Origin of the sequence: Nocardia sp. NPDC052316, assembly GCF_044547795.1 — a bacterium.
Taxonomy (GTDB): Bacteria; Actinomycetota; Actinomycetes; order Mycobacteriales; family Mycobacteriaceae; genus Nocardia.
Window position 1 is genome coordinate 1232339 of sequence record NZ_JBIUBB010000001.1, and the last position, 21254, is coordinate 1253592.

Below are 21254 nucleotides of genomic sequence, written 5' to 3' on the forward strand. Positions count from 1 at the left end.
CCTGTCGCAGGCGTGTCACTGCCCCGCACAGACGCCCGGCCGGAGCTCGCCTCGCGCTGTCGACTTTCGATTGACGAAACTCGAAATGCCAGAAACCACAAGGTATTCAATACTGCACGGTATTCAGTACCGAAGGGGAATGGATACTACGAGGTATTGAATACCAAAAGGTACTGGACCAGGTCATCGACCAGCACGAAGCCGCAGCCGCCAGCACCGACGTCGTGCGTGCCGTACTCGACTGTCCCGCATTGACGAACGGCAAACACGACGAGGACCTCACCGAGATCATCGTCTGCGGTACCCGCGTTTATCACCTGCTGAATCTGGTACACGGCGACTTCGACGGCCTGCTTTTCGTCCACGTCCTCTTGGACGACGACACCGGAAATTTGGCGATGGCACGTTTCCGGCTGCACGGAATTCTCGCCGAATTCGCAGGAGGCGGCCATGGGCAGTGAGCTCGCCGAAGAACTGCGCCGACTGGAAAACGAAAAACGTACCGGAGTGCTGTTCGCCGGTGACGGCGCCTTTCATCTAGCCGAAGGGGCGGTCACCGCCGCCGATTGCCTGCGGACGAGCGGGCTGGCCCGGCTGGTATCGGAAGCAGGCGTGGCGACCGCCGAAGAATGGCTCGCCGCGATCTGCCGTATCGCACCGCACGTGCTGGTCCAGGAATGTGTGCGCCGCGGCGACCCGGTGGGCACACCGTGGCCCGCGCGGCTGGTCGACCGCGCGCCGGTCGTGCCGGTCCGCCGCGGCAGCAGGCGCGTCGTGCTCACCGCGGGCCAGGCCGAGGTGCTCGCCGCCGCGAACACCCGCCGCAGTGTCACCGGACTCGGCGAGTACCTCGGCCGCACCACCTATGGCTGTCTGGTGGCGGTGGTGCCCGCCGAGGCCATGGTCAACCCGCTGCGCGCCGACGCCGTACCGCCCCGGCGCCGCCGAGCGCGGCCGAGCGGGCCCGTTGCTGATCAGGACCGGTGGGAGCCGGTCGATCCGGACCTGCTCGTGCGCCTGCGGGCGGTGGACGAGACAACCTGCCTTGCGGTCGGCGCTGCGATCCGGGATTGGCCCGGTTCCACTGCGTACTCACTGCGTATCGAGGTCGATGAGCCGGACTCAGCCACGGGTGAAGACAGCCCAGATGCCTGGGGAGGAGCTGTTAGTTCAGTCCGGCGTAGGAGTGCAGGCCGCTGATCACCATGTTGATGATGAAGAGGTTGAAAAGCATTGCTACGAAACCGGCTACGTTGATCCAGGCGGCTTTGGTGTCGCGCCAACCGGAGGTGGCGCGGGCGTGTAGGTAGGCCGCGTAGAGGACCCAGGCGATGAAGGAGCAGGTTTCCTTGGGGTCCCAGCCCCAGAAGCGGCCCCAGGCGGCTTCGGCCCAGATGGCGCCGAGGATGACGCCCGCGCCGAAGAGGGGGAAGCCGATGATGGTGGCTTTGTAGGCGAGGCGGTCGAGGGTGCGGGCGTCGGGCAGGCGGCGGGCGACGGTGCCGAGCACATTGTTCGACTCGTGGCCCTCGGGCTGCCGGATGCGGTAGAGGAACAGGAGGCTGGCGACACCGGCGAAGAGGAAGACGCCGCTGCCGATGCTGACGATGGTGACGTGGATGGGCAGCCAGAACGACTTCAGGGCCGGGACCACGGGGGCGGCGTCGGCGTAGAGGATGGTGCCCGCGAGGAACAGCAGGATCAGCACCGGGACGAGCAGGAACACCCACATCGCGCGGTAGCGCTGTTCGCGCAGGAACAGCGCGCCCATCAGCACCGCGGCGGCGGTGGCCATGGTGACGAACTCGTACATGTTGCCCAGCGGGAACCGGTGCGTCGCGAAACCACGCAGCACGATCGAGCCGATGTGCAGGACGACGGCGACGACCAGAACCGAGAACGCCATGTTGCCGAGCCGCTCGGACAGCGGCTTAGCCTGCGGCTCGACGACCCGGCCCGGCAGCGCGGGATCGACGCTCGGCCCGCCGGCGCCGACGAGTTCGCGCTCGGCGACCTGGCGGCTGCGCGCGGTGGCGTACTGCCAGATCAGCAGCACGAGCACCAGCGCGTAGACCACGATCGCGGTCTTGAACGAGAAATCGCTGTAGCGCGCGATGGTCTCGTTGATCGGCATCTCTACTCTCCCGTGGTCTTCGCGTCGGCCGAGTCGGGCCGCGCATCCAGCAGGCGCGCGCGTAGCCGGTCGAACTCACTGCCCCAGCCCGCCTGATCGGTCCTGGCCAGCCCGCCCATTTCTACTACGGTGCGTCGTTTGCCCAACGTACCGGCTTCGCCTTCGGCGGGGTAGACCCGGACCCAGATCCGGCGCCGCTTCACCAGCAGCGAGACCAGCAGGCCGAGCATCATGGCCACCGCGCTCACCAACACCCACTGCTGCGCCGGATCGTGCGACACCTGCAGGTTCACGAACTCCTCGGCACCGTCGAAGGTCACCTTGGTGCCGTTGGGCAGGCTGGTCGACTCGCCGGGCCGCAGGTTCACCCTGGCCTCCTTGGCCAGTCGCCCCTGCTTGACCTGCTCGGGGTCGAGCGCGAACAGCGACTGCGGCTTGCCGGTGTCCAGGCCGGTGTCACCGCGATAGATGTCGACGGCGACGGCGGGATCGTTCATCGCGGGGTACGACGAGGTCATCAGGCTGCCGTGGAACAGCGCGGTCGGCGCGAACAGGCCCTCGATGGCGATCTGGTTCTTGCGCCGCTCCTCGTCGGTGGCGTACATGCCGCCGGGCGGGTCGATGCGCAGCACGCCGCTGGACAGGAAGGTCATCGCGTCGTCGGGGCGCCACTGGATGGTCTCGGTGCGGGTCTGCCCGTTCGGGAAGGTGACGGTGAAGGTCGGCGCGAAACCGTGGCCCTGCAGGTAGATGCGGTCGCCCGCGACCCGCAGCGGATGGTTCACCTGGATGCGGGTGGCGCGCCAGGTGTCGCTGCGCAGGTCGTCGCCGGACTGGTATTCGATGTTCGAGGTGAACATCTCGGCCTGACCGTTGTTCAGGTAGTCGGCCTTGAAGTCCTTGACCCGCACGCAGATCGGCGCCATGCCGGTGCCGTCGTTGACATTGCCCGCTTTGAACGAGTCGAAGACCGCGGGCGAGGTGGTGCAGAAGCCGGGCCCGTTGTTCGCGATGACGATGACGCTGCCCTCGTAGCCGAACAGCTTGCCCACCGCGATGGCGACCAGCAGGCAGACCAGCGCGAGGTGGAAGACGAGATTGCCGAGCTCGCGGGTGTATCCCTTCTCCGCGGCGAGGGTGATCTCACCGTCCCTGGTACCCGGCCGGACCTCGGTGCGCCAGCCCCGCAACGCGTTACGGACCTGGGTGACGACCTCGTCGGGCGTCTGCTCGGCGCTGCCCGCGTAGTGGTGCGGCAGCCGCGTCAGGTTGCGCGGCGCGCGCACCGGCGGGGTACGCAGCGCGCGATAGTGGTCGACGCAGCGCGGCAGGATGCAGCCGACCAGCGAAATGAACAGCAGCACATAGATGGCGGTGAACCAGAAGCTGCCGAACACGTCGAACAGCTCGAACCGGTCCATCCACGGGCCGAGCGTGGGCCGGTCGGCGATGTACTGGGCGACCTTCTGCTCGTTGAGGTTTCGCTGCGGCAGCAGGGCGCCCGGAATGGCGCCCAACGCGAGCAGGAACAGCAGCACCAGCGCGGTGCGCATGCTGGTCAGCCCGCGCCAGGTGTTGCGGGCGAAGGCCACTACACGGCGCAGCCGCGATTGCCTCGGCACCGCGGCGGGTTCGGTCACCGGATTTTCCGTCACGGTCATATCGGCAGTGTCACCTCGGAGACGAACGCGTCGCGCACCCAGCCGACGAACTGGTCCCACACGCCGGTGACGAGCGCGGCGCCGACCAGGACGAGCAGAATGCCGCCGGCCACCTGGATGGTCCGCGAGTTGCGGCGCAGCCAGCCGACGCCGCGCAACGCGCTGGCCGACCCGAACGCCAGGATCACGAACGGCAGACCGAGACCGAGGCAGTAGGCGACGATGAGCGCGACCCCGCGCACCGCCGTGGTGCCTTCGGTGCCCGCGGCCACCGCCATCACACCGGACAGGGTGGGTCCGAGGCACGGCGTCCAGCCGAGCGCGAAGACGCCGCCGAGCAGCGGCGCGCCCGCGATGCTGGTGAGTCTGCGCGGTTCCATCCTGGTGTCGCGCTGCAGCGCCGGGATCAGGCCGATGAACACCAGACCCATCAGGATGGTGACCACGCCGCCGATGCGTTGCAGCAGTTCACGATTCACGTTCAGGGTCTGGATGACGCCGAAAACCGTTGCGGTGGCGAGCACGAACACGACGGTGAACCCGGCGACGAACAGCCCCGCCGCGCCGGCCACCCGCAGCCGGCCTGCCCGCAGGTCGGCCTTGGCCGACGCGACCGTCACCGGACTCGGTTGCGCCCCGGTGGCTTGCGCGACGGTGGCGGGCGGCGCCTCGGCGCCGACGAGTCCGGCGAGGTAGGACAGGTAGCCCGGCACCAACGGCACCACGCACGGCGAAGCGAAGGAGACCAGACCAGCAAGCAGGCAGGCGCCGAGCGCCAGCAGCAACGGTCCGGTCGCGGCCGTCTGCTGGAACGAATCCCCCACGGCGGCTAGCGGCATTACTCGGCCACCGGTGTCATGACCGGGCCACCGGTGTCACGCGGGGACTCACCCGGCCTCACCCTCCGGCGCCTGCTCGGCCGGCTCGTCGTCGCCGCGCAGCACGACGCGCTGCTCGGTGGGCTCGGTCGACTCGAACAGCACGCCGAAGTCGAGCAGCGAGTCCGCCGCGACGCTGCGCGGCACGGTGGCGATGCCCTTCCATCGGTCGTCCACGGCCCAGGCACCGCCGATTCGGCGGGCGCCCTGCCGAGGGCGACAGGCACGCAGGGTACGGGTACGACGATCGCGATTCACTGTGCTTCCTCCGAGGCGATTTTTTGAACAATCGGTTGCAGATCGTCGGCCAGCAATGAGCGCAGGAACACCGCGGCGACGCGATGCTGACGATCCAAGATCAGGGTGGTGGGAATGACGCTGGTCGGGAAATTGCCACCGAGGGCCAGCAGGGTGCGCATGGACGGGTCGTAGATGGACGGGTAGCCGACCTTGTTGTCGACGACGAAGTCCTGGGCCTTGTCCTTCTGCGGGTCACGGACATTGATGCCGATGAAGGCGACGCCGCTGTCTTTCGTTGCGGCATAGACCTTTTCGAGCGCGGGCGCCTCCGCGCGACAGGGTCCGCACCACTGGCCCCACAGATTGAGTACCACGACTTTGCCCGGATAATCCTGCACCGAGGTAGTTTTTCCCTCGGTCATCAGATCGGGTCCGGCCAGCTTGCCGATGGTGCCGCGCGAACCGGGCGGGTCGTAGAAGATCTCGGTCTTGCCGCCCGGCGAGACGAATTCGAAGGTGCCGCCGGACGCCACCGCGTCCTTACCGCTCGAGCAGCCGGCCAGCGTCACCACCAGGGCGACGCAGGCCAGCAGGGCCGCGGCGACCCGCCGGGCCGATACGGCGGGCGGTTCAGTGGAGGCGGTGCACCCGATCATGCGCCGTGTACCGAGGGATCCGAGCCACCGGCGGGCTCGGAGTAAACGATGTCGACGAGCGTATCGCCCTGGTAGACCAGCGAAGTCAGCGACGCGAGCGAGCACTGCCGCTGCCTCGGGTCGTGCCAGAGCCGCTGCCCCTGCAGGAATCGGCGCAGCGTCCAGACCGGCAGCTGATGCGACACCAGCACCGCCTCGCGCCCGGCCGCTTCCACCCGCGCCTTGTTCACCGCGGCCAGCATGCGGTGCGCGATCTGCAGGTACGGCTCGCCCCAGGACGGGGTGAACGGATCGCGCAGCTTCCACCAGTGCCGCGGCTTGCGCAGCGCACCGTCGCCGACCGAGACCCGCAGCCCCTCGAAGGTGTTGCCCGCCTCGATCAGGTTCTCGTCGGTGCGCACGAGCAGATGATGTTGTGCCGCAATGGGTTCCGCGGTTTCCTGGGCCCGCTGCAGCGGCGAGGCGATGACCACGGCGATATCGTGCTCGGCCAGCGCCCGCGCGACGGCACCGGCCTGCGACCGGCCCGCCACCGACAGGCTGAAGCCGGGCAGCCTGCCGTAGAGGATCCCGTTCGGGTTGTGTACCTCGCCGTGGCGCAGCACATGCACGATCGTCTCCACCGGGGCGGTGCCGCCATCGTGCACGCGCGCTTCGCGCGGCGCCGCCTTCGGCTCGGAAGACGTTGCGGCGCCGTCATTTTCCTCGACCGACGGAATCCGATCGGCCGGACCCGATGCGGCGGCGGCGAATTGCGCGCCCGCGTCGATGACGGTCGACTCGGCGGCGGTGTCGGCGCTCGGTCCAGCACCCAGACCGGCGATTGCCCCGGCGGCAGGCTCACCGCCCGACTCGACGACACCGGAGTCGGCGACCGGCGCGGCGCCCAGCCCGGCGACAGACCCGGCAACGGCCTTCTCTGCGCCGGACTCAACGGTGCTCGCGTCAGCGGAGGCGGCGTCAGCGGAAGCGGCGTCGGCGGCCGGCGCGGCACCCGTCCCGGCGACGCCCGACCCGACGACGCCCGATGCGGGGCCTGCCTCCGCGACCGGCGCGGCACCCAGCCCGGCAACAGAGCCAGCTGCATCCGAATCGGCGGCGACGGCATCGACTCCCGCCTCGATCGCGGCGGCGTCGGCAGTGCCCGCGGCGTCGGCAGTGCCCGCGGCGTCGGCGGAGTCGGTGGCGGACTTCTCTAGCTCGCGCTTGTCGGCATCGGGCTGATCGTGATCGGAGCTCACGCGCGGGATCCTTCGGGAGTGGCGGCCGCGGCCGCGTGTGCGGCGGCGGGCAGGGCGGCGGCGATACGGTCGAACGCGTCCTCGTCGAGCGCCGCGGACACGAACCACGCCTCGAACGCGCTCGGCGGCGCGTACACGCCACCGTCGAGCAGTGCGTGGAAGAACGCGGGGTAGCGCCAGGTCTGGCTCGCCTTGGCGGCGGCGTAGTCGGTGACCGGGCGTTCGGCGAAGAACACGCTCACCATATTGCCCGCGAACTGCACCTGATGCTCGACGCCTGCGGCGTTGAGCGATTCGCCGAACAGCGCGCCGAGCCGTTGCGCGTTGCGATCCAGTGCGGCGTACACCGCGTCGTCGGCCGCACGCAGCGTGGCCAGGCCCGCGGCGACGGCGACCGGGTTACCGGAGAGGGTGCCCGCCTGATAGACCGGGCCGAGCGGGGCGAGGTGGTTCATGATCTCGGTGCGGCCACCGAACGCGGCCGCGGGCAGGCCACCGCTCATCACCTTGCCGAAGGTGTAGAGGTCGCCCGCGACGCCCTCGCGGCCGAACCAGCCCGCCGGACTCACCCGGAATCCGGTCATCACCTCGTCCATGATGAGCAGCGCGCCGTGCTCGGCGGTCAGCTTGCGCAGCCCCGCGTTGAAGCCGGGCAGCGGCGCCACCGCGCCCATGTTGCCCGCCGCGGCCTCGGTGATCACGCACGCGACGGCGTCGGGGTGCGCGGCGAACGCGGCGGCGACGGCGTCGAGATCGTTGTACGGCAGCACGATGGTGTCGGCCGCCTGCGCGCCGGTGACGCCGGGCGAGGTGGGCAGCCCGAGGGTTGCTACGCCGGAGCCCGCGTCCGCGAGCAGCGCGTCCACGTGACCGTGGTAGCAACCGGAAAACTTGATGATCTTGGAGCGCCCGGTGTAGCCGCGAGCCAGCCGCACCGCGCTCATCGTGGCCTCGGTGCCCGAGTTCACCAGGCGCACCCGATCCACCGGGGCGACGCGCTCGATGATGGCCTCGGCCAGTTCGATCTCCGCCTCGGTCGGCGCGCCGAACGACAGGCCACCGACCGCGGCTCGCCGCACCGCGTCGACCACCGCGGGATGCGCGTGCCCGAGAATCATCGGGCCCCACGAGCACACCAGGTCGACGTACTCGTTGCCGTCCGCGTCGACGAGGGTGTAGCCGTGCGCGGACGCGATGAATCGCGGTGTGCCACCAACGGAGTTGAAGGCACGCACCGGCGAGTTGACACCGCCGGGAATCACCGAACATGCCCGGTCGAAGAGCTGGGCGGAAACCGGCACCGATGCGCTGGTCACGCGCGGAGAAGAACTCACGACCTCCAGTGTCTCAGCCCGTTCCGAACGGGTCGACGACAGGGTGTGCGGCCTCGCGCATTCGCGACTCGCAAGCGCTCTGTAGTGGGGTGACGCAGACCGCAACACGCCGGGGCGCTGTTTACGCCGTATTCGATCGCCCTGAGATTGCTGGTGCGTAATCTCGGGCGTCACCATCCATCTGCCCCGGAGGATTTCTATGCGGTTTGCCATGTTCAGTGCTGCTGTATCCACCGCGCTCGTCGGTGCGACCGTCGCGTTCGGCGCCGGTTCGGCCGCGGCGGTGGAACCGATCGCGCAGCCCGATCGGATCGGCGTGCAGCTGAGTCATGCGGAGACCAGGATGGTCGCCGACGGTCCCATTCCGGCGGTGGTCACCATGTTCGTGCCGCTCAACCGGATCGGCGTCGGCCTGAAGGCCGATACCGCGATCTACAAGGATGAGAACGGCGGCGTGCACGCGTCGTTGCGGCAGACGATCGTGGAAGCGGCGAATCACTCCGACGGAACGATCACCCTGTTCCTGAACGCCCCAGGTACCCGCAACGGCCGCGTGCTCGACGTGTATCAGAACTGGAGCTGAGCCGGGCTCAGCTGTACATGCACGGTGCCTGTGCGGACACGGTGTGCAGGTAGCACATGAAGGTGTTGTACGGGCCCGCGGAACCGGAGTCCGGCACCAGCACCGGCGCGTCCACGGGGCTCACCGCGGCGTCGACCGCGCCCGCGGGCTCGAGCGGAAGTCCGGGGTTCGCACCCGCTGGCGCGGCACCGATCCCGATCGCGGCGGATATCGCCAGTGCGGCACAGACTTTCACAGCAAGCCGGTTCATCAATCCCAATCCTTGGTAGACACAGGTTTACGGCCGAAATACTAACGGCCGCAGTGGGATTGTGGTCAGGTAATGCCGATGCACCAGAGCGCGAAGCCGGTGGTCGCCAGGCAGGCCAGCGGTGCGGGCAGCGCGTGCAGCAACGGCGGGGGCGGAGTCTGCACCAAGACGGGCACCACCGCGGCCGGTGGGGCCGGGGAAACCTCGGCGGGTGCCGCGACCGCCGGGGTCACCGTTGCCGCGCCGATCAGGCCCGCGGCGGCCGCGCCGAGGAGCGTTCGCTTGACCGTGACTGTGGGTTTCATGGGTTCGATGTTCCCGCGATCGGCGGGCTGAAACGGTGTGGGCCGGCTGTGTCAGCGGGGCCGCTGTCGGCGGGCGCGACCTGTCAGCGGTCCCGGCGAACGCGCACCGCGCGACCGACCGCGTCGATGGCGAACAACCCGGCGATCGCGAGCAGCACCGCGGCGAGCAGCAACCACGGCGCGACATAGCGGGTCGCGACGAACTCCGGCGCCTCCCCCAGCGCGGCGAAGGTGGTGGTCTGGATGCCGTTGCGCCAGCTGAACACCGCGGCGACGAGTCCGAGCACGACCAGACCGAGTTCGACGGTGATCACCGTGACCGATGTCTTCAACGGTCCATTCCCTTCTCGCTGTGCTGGTCGGCGGCGGTCTCCGGTGCCGAATCGTCCGGTGCCGACTCGGTTTCGGGTGCCCGGCCGAGCGCCGTGGTCAACGCGGCGCGCAGTGCTCGGTGGTCTTTCGCCCACGCCTGCACCAGGCTGCCGTCGGACAACCGTAACCCGATGCCGGTGCGTCGCCGGGGCACGCCGCTCAACTCCCCCAGCGCCCGCGCGGATTCCCAGTCCTCGTCGTCCCAGGAGTCTTCGTCGCGTTCGGGCAGTACGGCATCGATCGAACCGAGGGGCAGCGTCTCGGTGCCGTCGCGCAGCGCGGTCTCGGTGAGTTCGACGCTGACGTGCCGTCGGCCGGCGGTCACCTGCAGCACAACGAACATGGCGATCAGCGAGCCGCAGAAAAGGAGGGCGAACCAGTGCACAGAGCTACCGGTCGCGATTTCCAGCACGAAGATGATCAGGCACAGAATGGGGCCGTAGGCCACGGTGCGCCACCGGGCACCCGGCTCGGCGAACAGCACGCCAGAATTGTCGAGCGCCTTGCTCACGCGACGCTCACAGCGGCACGAATCGGCAAGGCGGAGCGCGGAATCAGCGAGTGAGACCTGGCAACAGCAGCACGGCCACGGTGAGCACCGCGAACAGGATCAGCAGGCTCAACACGGCCAGTTCCCGCCGAATGCTCTGCGGCTGTTGGATCACCACTCGCACTGATGCCTCCGATTCCCCGGAGCCATCTGACGGATTCCCTCACGCGAGGTAAGACAACGTCTGACAAACAACTACCGGTTCCCATGTCCACTGTGACAACCCTCACGATACATGCCGACCGTGCCCCGACAAATTCGGGCGCCAACCGTTCACCGGCGGCTCATCTGGAAATAAGCGGTCGGTTCCGGGCGGTGCGCCAGGTAGATCGCCCCGCCCGCGAGCACCGCCTGCACGATCGCCGCGCCGCCCGCCACCAGCGAGGCGGCGCCGGTCACCGAGTCGATCGCGAACAGCGCGCCGACGCCGATCACCACCAGCCACGCGCCGACCACGGTCAGCACGGTGCGCGCCCAGAGCTTTCCGCGCGCGAACTGATGCACGATCAGCAGCGCCAGCACGGCGACACCGAGCCCGATGAACACCGCTACGACGTAGACCAGCGTGACCATCAGTTCGGCGCTGGCCAGGGTGACGTGCGGGTCCTGCTCCTTGGCCTGGTCGAGCACCTGCTGCGCGAAGGTGCGCCGCTGCGGCAGCGCGGCCAGCACCGACGCGATCAGCTGCACGACGCCGAATCCGACCACGCCCCACCACAATTGCCGGGCGGTGCCGACATCCACCGGCACCGGCGCTGGGGTGGGCGCGGCGCCGACCGGTCTCGGCGGGTTCGTCACGACAGCCAGTGTGCGGCCTCGGTCGCCCAGTAGGTGAGCACGATGTCCGCACCCGCCCGCCGGATCCCCATGAGCGACTCGAGGATGGCGCCGCGCCGGTCGATCCAGCCGCGCTCGGCGGCGGCGGTGATCATCGCGTACTCGCCGGAGATCTGGTACGCCGCGACCGGAACGGTGGAGTGGTCGGCGACGTCGCGCAGGATGTCCAGGTAGGACATGGCCGGCTTGACCATCACGATGTCCGCGCCCTCGGCCAGGTCCAGCTGCAGTTCGCGAATCGCCTCGCGGCGGTTCGCCGGGTCCTGCTGGTAGGTTCGCCGGTCGCCCTCCAGCGACGAGCCGACGGCCTCACGGAACGGGCCGTAGAACGCCGAGGCGTACTTGGCGGCATAGGCGAGGATGCCGGTGTCGGTGCGCCCGACCGCGTCCAGTCCGCGCCGGATCGCGCCGACCTGGCCGTCCATCATGCCGCTGGTGCCGAGCAGGTCCGCGCCTGCGGCGGCCTGGGCCAGCGCCATCTCGACGTAGCGGTGCAGCGTGGCGTCGTTGTCGACGGAACCGTCGGGTCCGAGCACCCCGCAGTGCCCGTGATCGGTGAACTCGTCGAGACAGGTATCGGCCATGAGCACCGTCGACTCGCCGACCTCGTCGGCCAGCGCGCGCAGGCCGCGGTTCAGGATGCCGTCCGGGTCGCTGGCCTGGCTGCCGGTGGCGTCCTTGTCCTCGGGGCGCGGCACGCCGAAGAGCATCAGTCCGCCGACGCCCGCGGTCACCGCCTCGACGGCGGCCTTGCGCAGCGAATCCATCGAATGCTGCAGCACGCCGGGCATCGAACTGATTTCCCTGGGCTCTTCCAGGCCGTCGGCCACGAACATCGGCAGTACCAATTGCCGTGGCTCCAGCGTGGTTTCGGCCACGAGACGACGCATAGCGGGGGTACGGCGCAACCGCCGTGGGCGGTCCAATCCGGTCATAACCGCACGATACGCCCGGCGCCGGAAGCTGTCGCGAGCGCCCGTCGCCTCACGCGCGGGGCACCTCGGCCCGCCGCGCCGGAGCCTGCCGTTTCGCCATGACAGTCGCTCGATCGCGGGCCCGGCATGCACAGCCCGACCCGCCGAGCCCGAGTTCGGGGGTAACGGTGTGTGAAATCACACCTGCCACGCAGGCCGATGGCGCATACTCCGACAAGAGGGCGAGACCCCCTGGGGGACAGCATGACCGAACCACACACCGAAATCTCGCTGGCCCGAGCCGCCGACTTCGAGTCGTGGGTGGCGGTCCTACTGTCGGACTGGTGGCCGGTGCTCACCGGTGGACTCACGCCACCGGCGACGACACTGCGCGCCTGGCGCGCCGCCGACGGCACCGGGCAGATTTTCCGCGTCGAGTTCATCGCCAGGCAGCTGGCCGAGCCCGAGCTGATGACGGTGGCGCGGCGCGCCTTCGACGACCTCGGCATGACACCGGACGAGCGCGAGATGACGCAGAGCCTGGGCAGGCACCTGGTCGGGCACACCGAGGACGCCACCGTGCAGCTGCGCTTCTCCGACACCGCGCACACCATCTTCCTGCGCCTGCAGAGCAGGCCGTGTCAGGTCTCCGTCGCCGCGGGATGGCAGCTGAGCGCCATCCCCGACGCCACGCTGCCGTTCCCGAACACCACGACCGGACCGATGGATATCCGGGTGGCCCGCAACAGCGCCAGGCACCTGCTCGCGCAGCACAGCGCGCGGTTCGCCACGCCTGCCGATCCGTTCCAGCTGGGACCGCAGGGGCACGTCTCCGATGTGGGCTGGGCGTTCGTCTTCCCCTGGTCCACCACGTCCTGGTACGCCGACGGCACCTCGCCGGTGCTGGAGCCGGGCACCAAGGGGCCGATCGTGGTGGTGAAGGACACTGGAGACACCTGGCTGCTCGACAGCCTGAGCAGCTACGAATCCCAGCTCGCCGAGTACGCCGACGCCAACGGCTATCGGCACGGATCGCCCGATCCGGCCTGAAAGGTCCGCGATGACCCGAACCGCTCCGCCATGACACCGCCCGCGCCTGGCGCCCGACCCGATCCGGTGCCCACCGCGCACCAGCGCAGGCTCGCCGCGCTGCGCGCGATCGCCGAGCGCGGCGACCTCGGCGCCATGGAGCGCCTCGCGCGGCTGCTGCGCGAGGCGAACGAGCTGGACGGCGCCGAGCAGTGGTTGCGCCGGGCCGCCGAGCACGGCAGTGCCGCCGCGATGGCCGATCTCGGCCTGCTGCTCGGCACGCACGGCCGGATCGCCGAGGCGGTGCACTGGCTCGAGGCTGCGGACGCGGCGGGTTGTCCGGGGGCAGGTCTGCAACTGGGATTGCTGCATCTGGAGCGCGGCAAGATCGACGACGCCGAGCGGTGGCTGCGGCCCGCCGCCGAGGCCGGGTCGCCGGAGGCGTTGTGCAACATGGGCGTCGTCGCCAATCGGCGCGGCAGCAACGACGAGGCCGAGCAGTGGTACGAGCGCGCCGCCCGAGCCGGAAACCCAACGGCCATGCGGACTCTCGGCCTCTATATGGCTCGCCGCGGCGAACTGGACCTCGCCGTCGAGCTGCTCACCGAGGCGGTCCGGCGCGGGCGCACCGATGCCATGGCCATTCTGGGCTCACTGCATCTCGACCACGAGGACACCGCGGCGGGCGAGTACTGGTTGCGCCGCGGGGCCGAGGCCGGCGACCCCGACTCCATGTTCCATCTGGCCCTGTTCCTACGCGGGCAGGATGCCGCGGCGTTCGCAGGCGATCTGAGCGAACCAGGTGCCCTGCGGGCGGCCGCGGCGATCGCCACCGGCCGCACTCCGGCCCAGCAGGAAGCCAGGCAACTCCTGGAACGCGCCGCCGCACTCGGCCACCCACAGTCACTGCGACTGCTGCACGACATCTGAGGATCGGGCTCGCCAAAACCCTTGCGGCCAGCGGTTTTTGTCGGTGCCCTTCGATATAATCGAAGGAGTGTTCGAGGGGACTCGCCGAGTCCCCGATCGCAACGGGAGGGAAGCCTGTGCCCGCGACGAAGACCGTCCTCATCGATCGTCCCTACACACCGCTGGAGAAGAAGCCGCTGCCCGCTGGGCGGCCGCGGTCGTGGTACGTCCGCCACAACCGCAAGCTCAAGGCGATGCGCCTGACCATCGCCCTGCTGGATTCGGGGGTCTACAACCCGAGCAACGCCAACAACAAGCGGATTCGGCACACCGCCGAGGTCGTCGGCATTCGCCCGCCCTCCGACACGACCTGCAACATGGTGCGCACGCTGATGCGCAAGCGGTACTGAGGCACCGCGAAAAGCACCCTGCCCGTACCGAACTCGGTACGGGCAGGGTGCGCGGAGCGGATCAGCGGCTGCGGCGGCTCTTCTTCCGCGGCGGCGGCAGCAGGCCCTCGGCGCGGAGCCGAGCGGCGTGCTCGGCCAGCGCCTCGACCAGCGGACCGACCTGGGCGACCTCGGGCTGCACATCGACGCGCAAACCGAATTCGATAGCCGTCTCGGCGGTCTTGGGGCCGATGCACGCGACGATGGTGCGCGTGTGCGGCTTGCCCGCGATGCCGACCAGGTTGCGGACCGTGGAGGACGAGGTGAACAGCACCGCGTCGAAGCCGCCGGTCTTGATCATCTCGCGGGTCTCCGCGGGCGGCGGCGAGGCACGCACCGTGCGGTAGGCCGTGACATCGTCGATCTCCCAGCCGCGATCCCGCAGGCCCTCGGCCAGCGTCTCGGTGGCGATATCGGCGCGCGGCAACAGGACCCGGTTCACCGGGTCGAAAACGTCGTCATAGGGCGGGAAGTCGGCCAGCAGTCCCTCGGAGGACTGCTCACCGCTCGGCACCAGCTCGGGGTTGATACCGAACGAGCGCACCTTGTCCGCGGTGGCCTCACCGACACAGGCGATCTTCACACCGGAGAAAGCCCGTGCGTCCAAGCCGAACTCGGCGAACTTCTCCCACACCGCGCGCACCGCGTTGGTCGAGGTGAACACCACCCACTGGTAGCGGCCGTCGACCAGGCCCTTCACCGCGCGCTCCATCTGCGCGGGGCTGCGCGGCGGCTCGACCGCGATCGTCGGCACCTCCATCGGAATGGCGCCGTGCGTGACCAGCCGTTCGCTCATCTCGCCCGCCTGATCCTTGGTGCGCGGCACCAGCACGGTCCAGCCGTACAGCGCCCGCGACTCCCACCAGGACATCTTCGAGCGCGCCGCGACCACCTTGCCGATGGTCACCACCAGCGGGCCGACCAGCTCGGAGGCGGCGCTGTTCAGCGTGGCCAGGGTGGCCTCGATGGTGCGCTGCTGCCGGGTGGTGCCGCGCACGGTCACCGCGACCGGGGTCTGCGGCGCCATGCCGTGCTCCACCAGGGCACTCGCGGTCTCGGCCAGGTGACCCGAGGTCGCGTGCAGCACCAGCGGTCCCGGCGCGGCGGCCAGCGCGGCCCAGTCGACCTCGCCGCGCACGTCGGCCTCGGTGTGCCCGGAGCCGAGCGCGATGCCCGCGTAACTCGGCACCGCCGAACCGTTGGGCAGGCCGGGCAGCACCTCGAACACCATGTGCGAGCGGGTCACCGCGTTGACCTCGGCGATCACCGAATCGGTCGTCAACGGGTCACCGGCGACAACACGCACCACGTCGTGGCCGTTGCGGGCCTCGGCGATCAGCGTCTTGGCCACCTCGGCGGGCTCGCCGAGGGCGGGCCGCACGTCGACCGGGCGCTCACCGTCGGCGGCGGGCTCGACCGCGGTCCCGATCAGGGCGAGCACGCCCTTGTCGACGTCGGGGTCGGTGAACGCGAGCGTCGCGCGTCCGATCACCTCGCGAGCACGCACGGTGAGCAGCGCCGGGTCGCCCGGACCTGACCCGACGAAAAGAATCCGACCAGGATGCTTCTTGGTAGCTCGACCGCTCATGCCTCCACCTCGCTGGCGCTCGGTTCCGTCATGCGCGGTGCGCACTGTGTCATGAATCGCTCGCTGCGCTCGCTCATTGGCTGTTCTCCATTGGGCTGGGTTGGGTGAAGTCTGAGGCGGGCGCATTCACCGCCGTTGTGTCCGAACCGGATTCCGGCTCCGGGGCATTGACCCCTGGGGATGTGCTGGATTGTTCGGTGACGCTGAGCAATTCGCGTGCGCCCATATCGAGCAACTCGCGAGCCAGCGCGCGGCCGAGCTCATCCGCGTTCGCAGGCGCTCCGACTATCGAGGCACGAAGCACATCGGAGCCGTCGACGGCGGCCGCGCAGGCCCGCAGTGACAGCTCGTCGAAGATCCGTCCGTCCTCGTCGATCGACTCGACCACCTCGGCGAGCGCGCCGATCGGCGCGGTGCAGCCCGCCTCCAGTTCGGCGAGCAACGCCCGCTCGGCAAGGACCGACGCGCGGGTGGGCGCGTCGTCGAGTGCGGCGAGCACCTCGATGAGTTCTTTGTCGTCGCTACGGCACTCGACGGCCAGCGCACCCTGGCCCGGTGCGGGCAGCATCTGCACCGGCTCCAATGCCTCGGTCACCGCGTCGAGCCGGTCGATTCTGGCCAGGCCCGCTCTGGCGACCACGACCGCGTCGAGCTCGCCCTCGCTGACCCGGCGCAGCCGCGTGTCCAGGTTGCCGCGCAGCGGCACGATGTCCAGTCCGAGGCCGAGCGCCCGCAGCTGCGAGGCGCGCCGCGGCGCGGAGGTACCGACCCGAGCGCCCGCGGGCAGCTCGCCGAGCACCAGGCCGTCGCGGGCGACCAGCGCATCCCGCGGGTCCTCCCTGGCCGGAATGGCGGCGATGGTGAAGCGCGGATCCTGGGCGGTCGGCAGGTCCTTGTAGGAGTGCACCGCGATATCGATTGCGCCTGCGGCCAGCTCGTCGCGCAGCGCCGAGGTGAACACGCCGACCCCGATCTGCTGCACCGGCTCCGACGACAGGTCACCGGCGGTCTTGACGACGACCAGCTCGGCTGCGTGCCCGGCGGCGATCAGCGCGTCGCGGATGGTGCCCGACTGGGTGAGCGCGAGCAAGCTGCCTCGGGTACCGATGCGCCACGGCGCACCGGTGCTGCCTGCGGTCACGTTGTCCTCTTCCTGCACGAGTGTCATGCCCGCACCTCACGGGTGCTCGGCGCGGCCATACCGGCCTTTCGTGGCGCGGTGCCGATGGTTCGGTCGCCCCGCGCGCTCATGCCGGATGCCCCTGTTCGTCGGCGCGGTGGCTCGCGGTGAAGTCGTCGGCCAGCGCGATCTCGGCGTCGGTGAGCAGGATGCCCGCGTGGTCGCCGATCGCGGTGATCTCCATCGGTGCGGCAACCGCCTGCGCAGCACCGGGTTTCAGCTCGAACAGCTCGCGCAGCGCCTCGGCGTAGCTGTCGCCGCCCGGGGTGGAGGCCAGCTGCTTGACCCGCACCGTCGGCGCGTGCAGCAGCTTGTCGACCACCCGGCGCACCGTGCGGGCCACCTCGTCGCGTTCCGGATCGGCCAGGCTCGGCAGCCGCGAATCCAGCCGCAGCAGTTCGGCTTCGACCACCTCGGCGGCGCGCTGGCGTAGCGCGGCGACGGTCGGGGTGACCTCGGCCATCCGCTGGCCGGTCAGGTATTTGGCGAGCTCGTCGGCGACGATCGCGCGGGCGGCGGCGGTGTCGTCGGCGGCCGCGCCCGCAGCGGGGTCGCGCTGCAAGGTCTCGATGTCGATGACCGTCACGCCGGGCAGTCCGGCCACGGCGTGCTCGACGTCACGGGGCAGGCCGAGGTCGCAGAACACCAACGGCCGCTCCGCCGTTGCGGATTCGAGGCCACGCTCGCGTTCGGTCAACGCCCGGTGCGTGTCGGCCAGCGTCACCACGTTGCCGACCGCGCCGGTACAGGTGATGACCACATCGGCGACGGCCATCGCCTCGGTGAGCCTGGACAGCTCCATCGCCTCGGCGGCGACGCCGTAGCCGCCCGCGGTCTCGGCGAGCCGAGCGGCCCGCGCCATGGTGCGGTTGACCACGATGATCCGGCCGATGCCCGCGCGCGAAAGATGGGCCACTGCAAGGCTGCCCATCGCGCCGGCACCGACGACCACCGCGGTCTGCCCGGCCAGCGGGCCGAGTACGTGCTGCGCACGATCCAGCGCCACCGAGACGACCGACGCGCCGGCCCGGTCGATGCCGGTCTCGGAGTGCACTCGCTTGCCGACCCGCAGCGCGTGCTGGGCCAGCTCGTGCAGCGTCCGGCCGACCGCCTGCTGGGCGTCGGCGGAGGCGTAGGCGCCGCGGATCTGGCTGAGCACCTGCTGCTCGCCGATCACCATCGAGTCCAGGCCGCTGGCCACCGCGAACAGATGCTCGGCGGCGGCCTCGCTGTAGCGGACGTAGGCGTGCTTGGTCAGATCGGGCAGCGGCAACCCGGAGTGCTTGGTGAGCAGGTCGCCGACCTCGGCGAGACCGCCGTGGAAGGCATCCACTACGGCGTAGACCTCGACGCGATTGCAGGTGGAGACGATCATCGCCTCGGAGACGTGGCTCGAGGTCAGCATGCGGTCGATCAGCTTGGGCCGGTCGGCGTCGGTGATAGCCACCTTCTCCAAGACCGAGACGGGCGCACTCCGGTGCGAGATCCCGACCAGAAGAACGCTCATGCCCGCACCTCGCCGACGTTCGCCGCAGGCACGCGCGTGGTGCGCGGTGTCATGATTCGCTCGCTCATGGAGTAACCACCGATCCCTTGCTGCTTGGCTCCGTTGCCGTATGCGAGGACGCCGTATGCGCGGCTGCCGAATGCTTGAGTGCCTGATGGATCGCCGAGGTGTGCGCGGTGGGCGCGCGGCGGCTGAGCCTGCCCGCGGCGGGACGCGCGGCCTCGCTGTTCGCCGGAGCCTCGGAAACGTTGTCCGCGTTGCGCACCCGCTCGAACGAGAGCATCTGTAGTTCGACCGCGAGATCGACCCGGCGCAGTTCGACCGTCGCGGGTGCGATCAACTCACAGGGCGCGAAGCTGAGGATCGATTGCAGGCCCGCCGCGACCAGCCGGTCACAGGCGTCCTGGGCGGCGTCGTCGGGCACGGTGATCACCGCGATGGTCGGCTCGAGCGCGGCGACCGCCTCGGCCAGTCCGGCGACATCGCGCACCACCAAACCTGCGACCGAGCGGCCGATCACCTCGGGGTGGTTGTCGAAGATGCCGACCACGGTGAAGCCACGCCGCTGGAATCCGCCGTAGCCGACCAGCGCCCGGCCGAGATTCCCGGCGCCGACGAGCACCACGCGGTGTCCCTGCGACAGGCCGAGCACATCCTCGATCCTTGCCCGCAACCTGGCTACGTCATAGCCGACACCCCGTACGCCGTTGGGTCCGAGGAAGGAAAGGTCCTTGCGCAACTTCGCCGAATTGACACCCGCCGCGACAGCGAGTTCCTCACTCGATACGATGGCAACACCTTCGTCGGCCAAGGTGGCGAGGACCCGGAGATAGGTCGCCAGCCGCGCGACGGTGGCCTGCGGGATGTCCTTCTGCAGAGCCCTGCCGGAGACGCCGCTCGGCGCCTCATGCTGCTCTGTCACGTCGTCGGCTCCTCGTTCCGGCCCGATCGGGTTACGGTTCGTCGCTGGACCTCTGGCCCGGGACGGTCCGGTGCCATGGTCGAAGGGTCGCAAATGCTGTGTCTTTACGCGGTGGGCCCGCAGCCTCGGCAAGCGGGTCCGCGTGCCACCACCGTAACTGCTTGTGCAGCCCTTCACAAAGTCGGTGAAATTGGCCTCATTTTCCGCCGCGACCAGCGCTGCGGCGGAAACGGACAGTCATCGCTACCGGTCAGCGGCTCAGGTCGGCCCGCAATCGGGCCTCGTCAACGTCGAAATAGCTGTGCTCACGACCGTTGAGCAGCACTACCGGCAACCGGTCACCGAACTCCGCGCGCAGGCCGGGATCGGTGGCCGCGGCCGCGTCGACATCCACCGTCGCGGGCTCGATGCCGAAATCGGCGCAGATCATCCGCAGCTGGTCCAGCGCGGTCGCGCACAGGCCGCAGCCGGATCTCGTCAACAGGGTCACCGAAGGTGTGGGATTGGTCATGGCGGATATTAAATCCCCTCGCCACGCCGGAATCGGTGTGCCAGGTACTGCGCTGACTGTCGGCCGACCCGGTTACTGTGGACGTGGTTCGCGCGACGGGCGGAGGTACTGGTGCCGGAACGATCGAAGGTGGCAAGGGCCGGATTCATCGCGGGCCGATTCGGCGAGTTTCCGGCGCGGTGGAATCTGGGTCCGATCGGTCAGGGCCTGCAGGATCAGCTGGCCCGCATCCCGCGCAGCCCCTTCGGCCCCAGCGAGGAAGAGCTGCGGGCCAACCTGGCCGGTGAAGCCAGCGCGGACGCCGCATTGTCGCTACACGACGCCGAATTGGCGCTCGCCGAGGCCGACGAGACCGGACCAGAGGTACCGCGCGACCTGACCGCGGCGGCGTTCTTCGATGTGGACAACACCATGGTGCAGGGCGCGTCGATCGTGCATTTCGCCCGAGGTCTGGCCGCGCGCAAGTACTTCAAGACTTCCGATCTGGTCGACGTCGCCTGGAAGCAGGTCAAATTCCGGGTCACCGGGCGGGAGAACAGCTCGGACATGGTCAGCGGCAAGGAGAAGGCGCTGGCGTTCATCGCCGGGCGCTCCACCGCCGAGCTGGCCGCGCTCGGCGAGGAGATCTACGACGAGATCATCGCCGACAAGATCTGGCCGGGCACCAGGGCGCTCGCGCAGATGCACCTGGACGCGGGCCAGCAGGTCTGGCTGGTCACCGCGACACCGGTCGAGCTGGCCCAGGTGATCGCCAAGCGGCTCGGGCTCACCGGCGCGCTCGGCACGGTGGCCGAGAGTGTGGACGGCACGTTCACCGGACGACTGGTCGGCGACATCCTGCACGGGCTCGGCAAGGCACACGCGGTGCGCACGCTGGCGATCCGAGAAGGGTTGAACCTCAAGCGTTGTACCGCGTACTCCGACAGCCACAACGACGTGCCGATGCTCTCGCTGGTCGGCACCGCGGTCGCGATCAACCCCGACTCGGATCTGCGGGAGGTGGCGAAGAACCGAGGCTGGGAGATCCGCGACTTCCGCACCGGTCGCAAGGCCGCGAAGATCGGCGTGCCGACGGCACTGGCGCTCGGCGCGGCCGGTGGTGCCGTCGCGGCCGCGGTCACCCGCCGCCGCGACCACTGAACTCCGGCAACCGGTAGCGCACCCGGCGGTCCGGCGAACGCCGGAAACCAGTGCGGCCGAGGGG

25 protein-coding genes are annotated in these 21254 nt (G+C 69.6%); 7 read left to right on the plus strand and 18 right to left on the minus strand.

The annotated features are described in order from the left end of the window. Positions 1–251: 251 nt before the first annotated feature. Both ACIHA7_RS05665 and ACIHA7_RS05670 read left to right on the plus strand, forming a co-directional pair. Positions 252–461: a hypothetical protein gene (locus ACIHA7_RS05665; protein WP_397285867.1), complete on the plus strand. Its 210-nt coding sequence runs from the start codon at positions 252–254 to the stop codon at positions 459–461. Further along, on the plus strand, positions 451–1200 hold the full coding sequence (locus ACIHA7_RS05670) for a hypothetical protein (protein ID WP_397285869.1): 750 nt from the start codon (positions 451–453) through the stop codon (positions 1198–1200). The genes ACIHA7_RS05665 and ACIHA7_RS05670 overlap by 11 nt, the downstream gene beginning before the upstream one ends. Here the strand turns inward: ACIHA7_RS05670 and ccsB are convergent. The 7 genes from ccsB to hemL all read right to left on the minus strand — a co-directional run bounded on the left by ccsB (position 1166) and on the right by hemL (position 8144). After that, positions 1166–2134, minus strand: a complete 969-nt coding sequence (gene ccsB, locus ACIHA7_RS05675) for a c-type cytochrome biogenesis protein CcsB (RefSeq protein ID WP_397285871.1) — start codon at positions 2132–2134, stop codon at positions 1166–1168. The genes ACIHA7_RS05670 and ccsB overlap by 35 nt on opposite strands. Positions 2135–2136: 2 nt before the next feature. Continuing rightward, the gene (locus ACIHA7_RS05680) at positions 2137–3795 is read right to left on the minus strand and encodes a cytochrome c biogenesis protein ResB (RefSeq protein WP_397285873.1); all 1659 of its coding nucleotides are present in this window, start codon (positions 3793–3795) and stop codon (positions 2137–2139) included. After that, positions 3792–4634, minus strand: coding sequence for a cytochrome c biogenesis CcdA family protein (locus tag ACIHA7_RS05685; protein WP_397285875.1), 843 nt, complete (start codon positions 4632–4634; stop codon positions 3792–3794). The genes ACIHA7_RS05680 and ACIHA7_RS05685 overlap by 4 nt, the downstream gene beginning before the upstream one ends. 48 nt (positions 4635–4682) lie before the next feature. After that, positions 4683–4850 carry a hypothetical protein gene (locus tag ACIHA7_RS05690; protein WP_397285877.1) on the minus strand — a complete coding sequence of 56 codons (168 nt, stop codon included), beginning with the start codon at positions 4848–4850 and terminating at the stop codon, positions 4683–4685. 77 nt (positions 4851–4927) lie between these two features. Further along, entirely contained in the window at positions 4928–5569 is a 642-nt protein-coding gene (locus ACIHA7_RS05695; protein ID WP_397285879.1) for a TlpA disulfide reductase family protein, read from the minus strand. Then, positions 5566–6216: a histidine phosphatase family protein gene (locus ACIHA7_RS05700; protein WP_107660986.1), complete on the minus strand. Its 651-nt coding sequence runs from the start codon at positions 6214–6216 to the stop codon at positions 5566–5568. Before ACIHA7_RS05700 ends, ACIHA7_RS05695 begins: the two co-directional genes overlap by 4 nt. A 590-nt stretch (positions 6217–6806) precedes the next feature. Then, on the minus strand, positions 6807–8144 hold the full coding sequence (gene hemL / locus ACIHA7_RS05705) for a glutamate-1-semialdehyde 2,1-aminomutase (protein WP_397285881.1): 1338 nt from the start codon (positions 8142–8144) through the stop codon (positions 6807–6809). A 211-nt stretch (positions 8145–8355) separates the two neighbouring features. Between hemL and ACIHA7_RS05710 the strand changes: the two genes are divergently transcribed. Further along, entirely contained in the window at positions 8356–8727 is a 372-nt protein-coding gene (locus ACIHA7_RS05710) for a hypothetical protein (RefSeq protein WP_397285883.1), read from the plus strand. 7 nt (positions 8728–8734) lie between these two features. Here the strand turns inward: ACIHA7_RS05710 and ACIHA7_RS05715 are convergent, their stop codons facing one another. From ACIHA7_RS05715 to hemB, 6 genes are all read right to left on the minus strand, one after another. Then, positions 8735–8977 carry a hypothetical protein gene (locus tag ACIHA7_RS05715; RefSeq protein ID WP_397285885.1) on the minus strand — a complete coding sequence of 81 codons (243 nt, stop codon included), beginning with the start codon at positions 8975–8977 and terminating at the stop codon, positions 8735–8737. A gap of 65 nt (positions 8978–9042) precedes the next feature. Then, complete coding sequence (locus ACIHA7_RS05720) at positions 9043–9282, minus strand: hypothetical protein (RefSeq protein WP_397285887.1); 240 nt, start codon at positions 9280–9282, stop codon at positions 9043–9045. An 83-nt stretch (positions 9283–9365) separates the two neighbouring features. Further along, a complete protein-coding gene (locus tag ACIHA7_RS05725) occupies positions 9366–9614 on the minus strand; it encodes a hypothetical protein (RefSeq protein ID WP_397285889.1) in 249 nt (82 codons plus the stop codon). Beyond that, complete coding sequence (locus ACIHA7_RS05730; RefSeq protein WP_397285891.1) at positions 9611–10165, minus strand: hypothetical protein; 555 nt, start codon at positions 10163–10165, stop codon at positions 9611–9613. Before ACIHA7_RS05730 ends, ACIHA7_RS05725 begins: the two co-directional genes overlap by 4 nt. Before the next feature lie 312 nt (positions 10166–10477). Next, entirely contained in the window at positions 10478–11002 is a 525-nt protein-coding gene (locus tag ACIHA7_RS05735) for a hypothetical protein (RefSeq protein WP_397285893.1), read from the minus strand. Then, the gene (gene hemB / locus ACIHA7_RS05740; protein WP_397285895.1) at positions 10999–11976 is read right to left on the minus strand and encodes a porphobilinogen synthase; all 978 of its coding nucleotides are present in this window, start codon (positions 11974–11976) and stop codon (positions 10999–11001) included. Before hemB ends, ACIHA7_RS05735 begins: the two co-directional genes overlap by 4 nt. Positions 11977–12219: 243 nt before the next feature. Between hemB and ACIHA7_RS05745 the strand changes: the two genes are divergently transcribed. The 3 genes from ACIHA7_RS05745 to ACIHA7_RS05755 all read left to right on the plus strand — a co-directional run bounded on the left by ACIHA7_RS05745 (position 12220) and on the right by ACIHA7_RS05755 (position 14303). Next, positions 12220–13005 carry a hypothetical protein gene (locus ACIHA7_RS05745; RefSeq protein WP_397285897.1) on the plus strand — a complete coding sequence of 262 codons (786 nt, stop codon included), beginning with the start codon at positions 12220–12222 and terminating at the stop codon, positions 13003–13005. A 30-nt stretch (positions 13006–13035) separates the two neighbouring features. Beyond that, entirely contained in the window at positions 13036–13914 is an 879-nt protein-coding gene (locus tag ACIHA7_RS05750) for a tetratricopeptide repeat protein (protein WP_397285899.1), read from the plus strand. Positions 13915–14030: 116 nt separating this feature from the next. After that, positions 14031–14303, plus strand: coding sequence for a hypothetical protein (locus ACIHA7_RS05755; protein ID WP_135233633.1), 273 nt, complete (start codon positions 14031–14033; stop codon positions 14301–14303). A gap of 61 nt (positions 14304–14364) precedes the next feature. Here the strand turns inward: ACIHA7_RS05755 and ACIHA7_RS05760 are convergent, their stop codons facing one another. From ACIHA7_RS05760 to ACIHA7_RS05780, 5 genes are all read right to left on the minus strand, one after another. Then, entirely contained in the window at positions 14365–15930 is a 1566-nt protein-coding gene (locus tag ACIHA7_RS05760; RefSeq protein ID WP_397285902.1) for a uroporphyrinogen-III synthase, read from the minus strand. 73 nt (positions 15931–16003) lie between these two features. Further along, positions 16004–17098 (minus strand): hydroxymethylbilane synthase, encoded by a 1095-nt coding sequence (hemC, locus tag ACIHA7_RS05765; protein ID WP_397285904.1) that lies wholly within the window; start codon positions 17096–17098, stop codon positions 16004–16006. 79 nt (positions 17099–17177) lie between these two features. Further along, the gene (locus tag ACIHA7_RS05770) at positions 17178–18617 is read right to left on the minus strand and encodes a glutamyl-tRNA reductase (RefSeq protein WP_397285906.1); all 1440 of its coding nucleotides are present in this window, start codon (positions 18615–18617) and stop codon (positions 17178–17180) included. Positions 18618–18681: 64 nt separating this feature from the next. Continuing rightward, positions 18682–19539: a redox-sensing transcriptional repressor Rex gene (locus tag ACIHA7_RS05775; protein ID WP_397285908.1), complete on the minus strand. Its 858-nt coding sequence runs from the start codon at positions 19537–19539 to the stop codon at positions 18682–18684. Positions 19540–19789: 250 nt separating this feature from the next. Further along, complete coding sequence (locus ACIHA7_RS05780) at positions 19790–20050, minus strand: glutaredoxin family protein (RefSeq protein ID WP_397285910.1); 261 nt, start codon at positions 20048–20050, stop codon at positions 19790–19792. 186 nt (positions 20051–20236) lie between these two features. On the opposite strand from ACIHA7_RS05780, the gene ACIHA7_RS05785 reads away from it, so the two are divergent. Next, on the plus strand, positions 20237–21190 hold the full coding sequence (locus ACIHA7_RS05785) for an HAD family hydrolase (protein ID WP_397286539.1): 954 nt from the start codon (positions 20237–20239) through the stop codon (positions 21188–21190). Positions 21191–21254 lie beyond the last annotated feature (64 nt).

Excerpts from the sequence above, each read along its gene's own strand:
- ACIHA7_RS05695 (WP_397285879.1), bottom strand. The coding sequence starts at position 5,569 with ATGATCGGGTGCACCGCCTCCACTGAACCGCCCGCCGTATCGGCCCGG.
- ccsB (WP_397285871.1), bottom strand. The coding sequence starts at position 2,134 with ATGCCGATCAACGAGACCATCGCGCGCTACAGCGATTTCTCGTTCAAG.
- ACIHA7_RS05770 (WP_397285906.1), bottom strand. The coding sequence starts at position 18,617 with ATGAGCGTTCTTCTGGTCGGGATCTCGCACCGGAGTGCGCCCGTCTCG.
- hemB (WP_397285895.1), bottom strand. The coding sequence starts at position 11,976 with ATGACCGGATTGGACCGCCCACGGCGGTTGCGCCGTACCCCCGCTATG.
- ACIHA7_RS05685 (WP_397285875.1), bottom strand. The coding sequence starts at position 4,634 with ATGCCGCTAGCCGCCGTGGGGGATTCGTTCCAGCAGACGGCCGCGACC.
- ACIHA7_RS05745 (WP_397285897.1), top strand. The coding sequence starts at position 12,220 with ATGACCGAACCACACACCGAAATCTCGCTGGCCCGAGCCGCCGACTTC.
- ACIHA7_RS05780 (WP_397285910.1), bottom strand. The coding sequence starts at position 20,050 with ATGACCAATCCCACACCTTCGGTGACCCTGTTGACGAGATCCGGCTGC.
- hemC (WP_397285904.1), bottom strand. The coding sequence starts at position 17,098 with ATGACACTCGTGCAGGAAGAGGACAACGTGACCGCAGGCAGCACCGGT.
- ACIHA7_RS05710 (WP_397285883.1), top strand. The coding sequence starts at position 8,356 with ATGTTCAGTGCTGCTGTATCCACCGCGCTCGTCGGTGCGACCGTCGCG.
- ACIHA7_RS05760 (WP_397285902.1), bottom strand. The coding sequence starts at position 15,930 with ATGAGCGGTCGAGCTACCAAGAAGCATCCTGGTCGGATTCTTTTCGTC.
- ACIHA7_RS05670 (WP_397285869.1), top strand. The coding sequence starts at position 451 with ATGGGCAGTGAGCTCGCCGAAGAACTGCGCCGACTGGAAAACGAAAAA.
- ACIHA7_RS05680 (WP_397285873.1), bottom strand. The coding sequence starts at position 3,795 with ATGACCGTGACGGAAAATCCGGTGACCGAACCCGCCGCGGTGCCGAGG.
- ACIHA7_RS05715 (WP_397285885.1), bottom strand. The coding sequence starts at position 8,977 with ATGAACCGGCTTGCTGTGAAAGTCTGTGCCGCACTGGCGATATCCGCC.
- ACIHA7_RS05750 (WP_397285899.1), top strand. The coding sequence starts at position 13,036 with ATGACACCGCCCGCGCCTGGCGCCCGACCCGATCCGGTGCCCACCGCG.
- ACIHA7_RS05720 (WP_397285887.1), bottom strand. The coding sequence starts at position 9,282 with ATGAAACCCACAGTCACGGTCAAGCGAACGCTCCTCGGCGCGGCCGCC.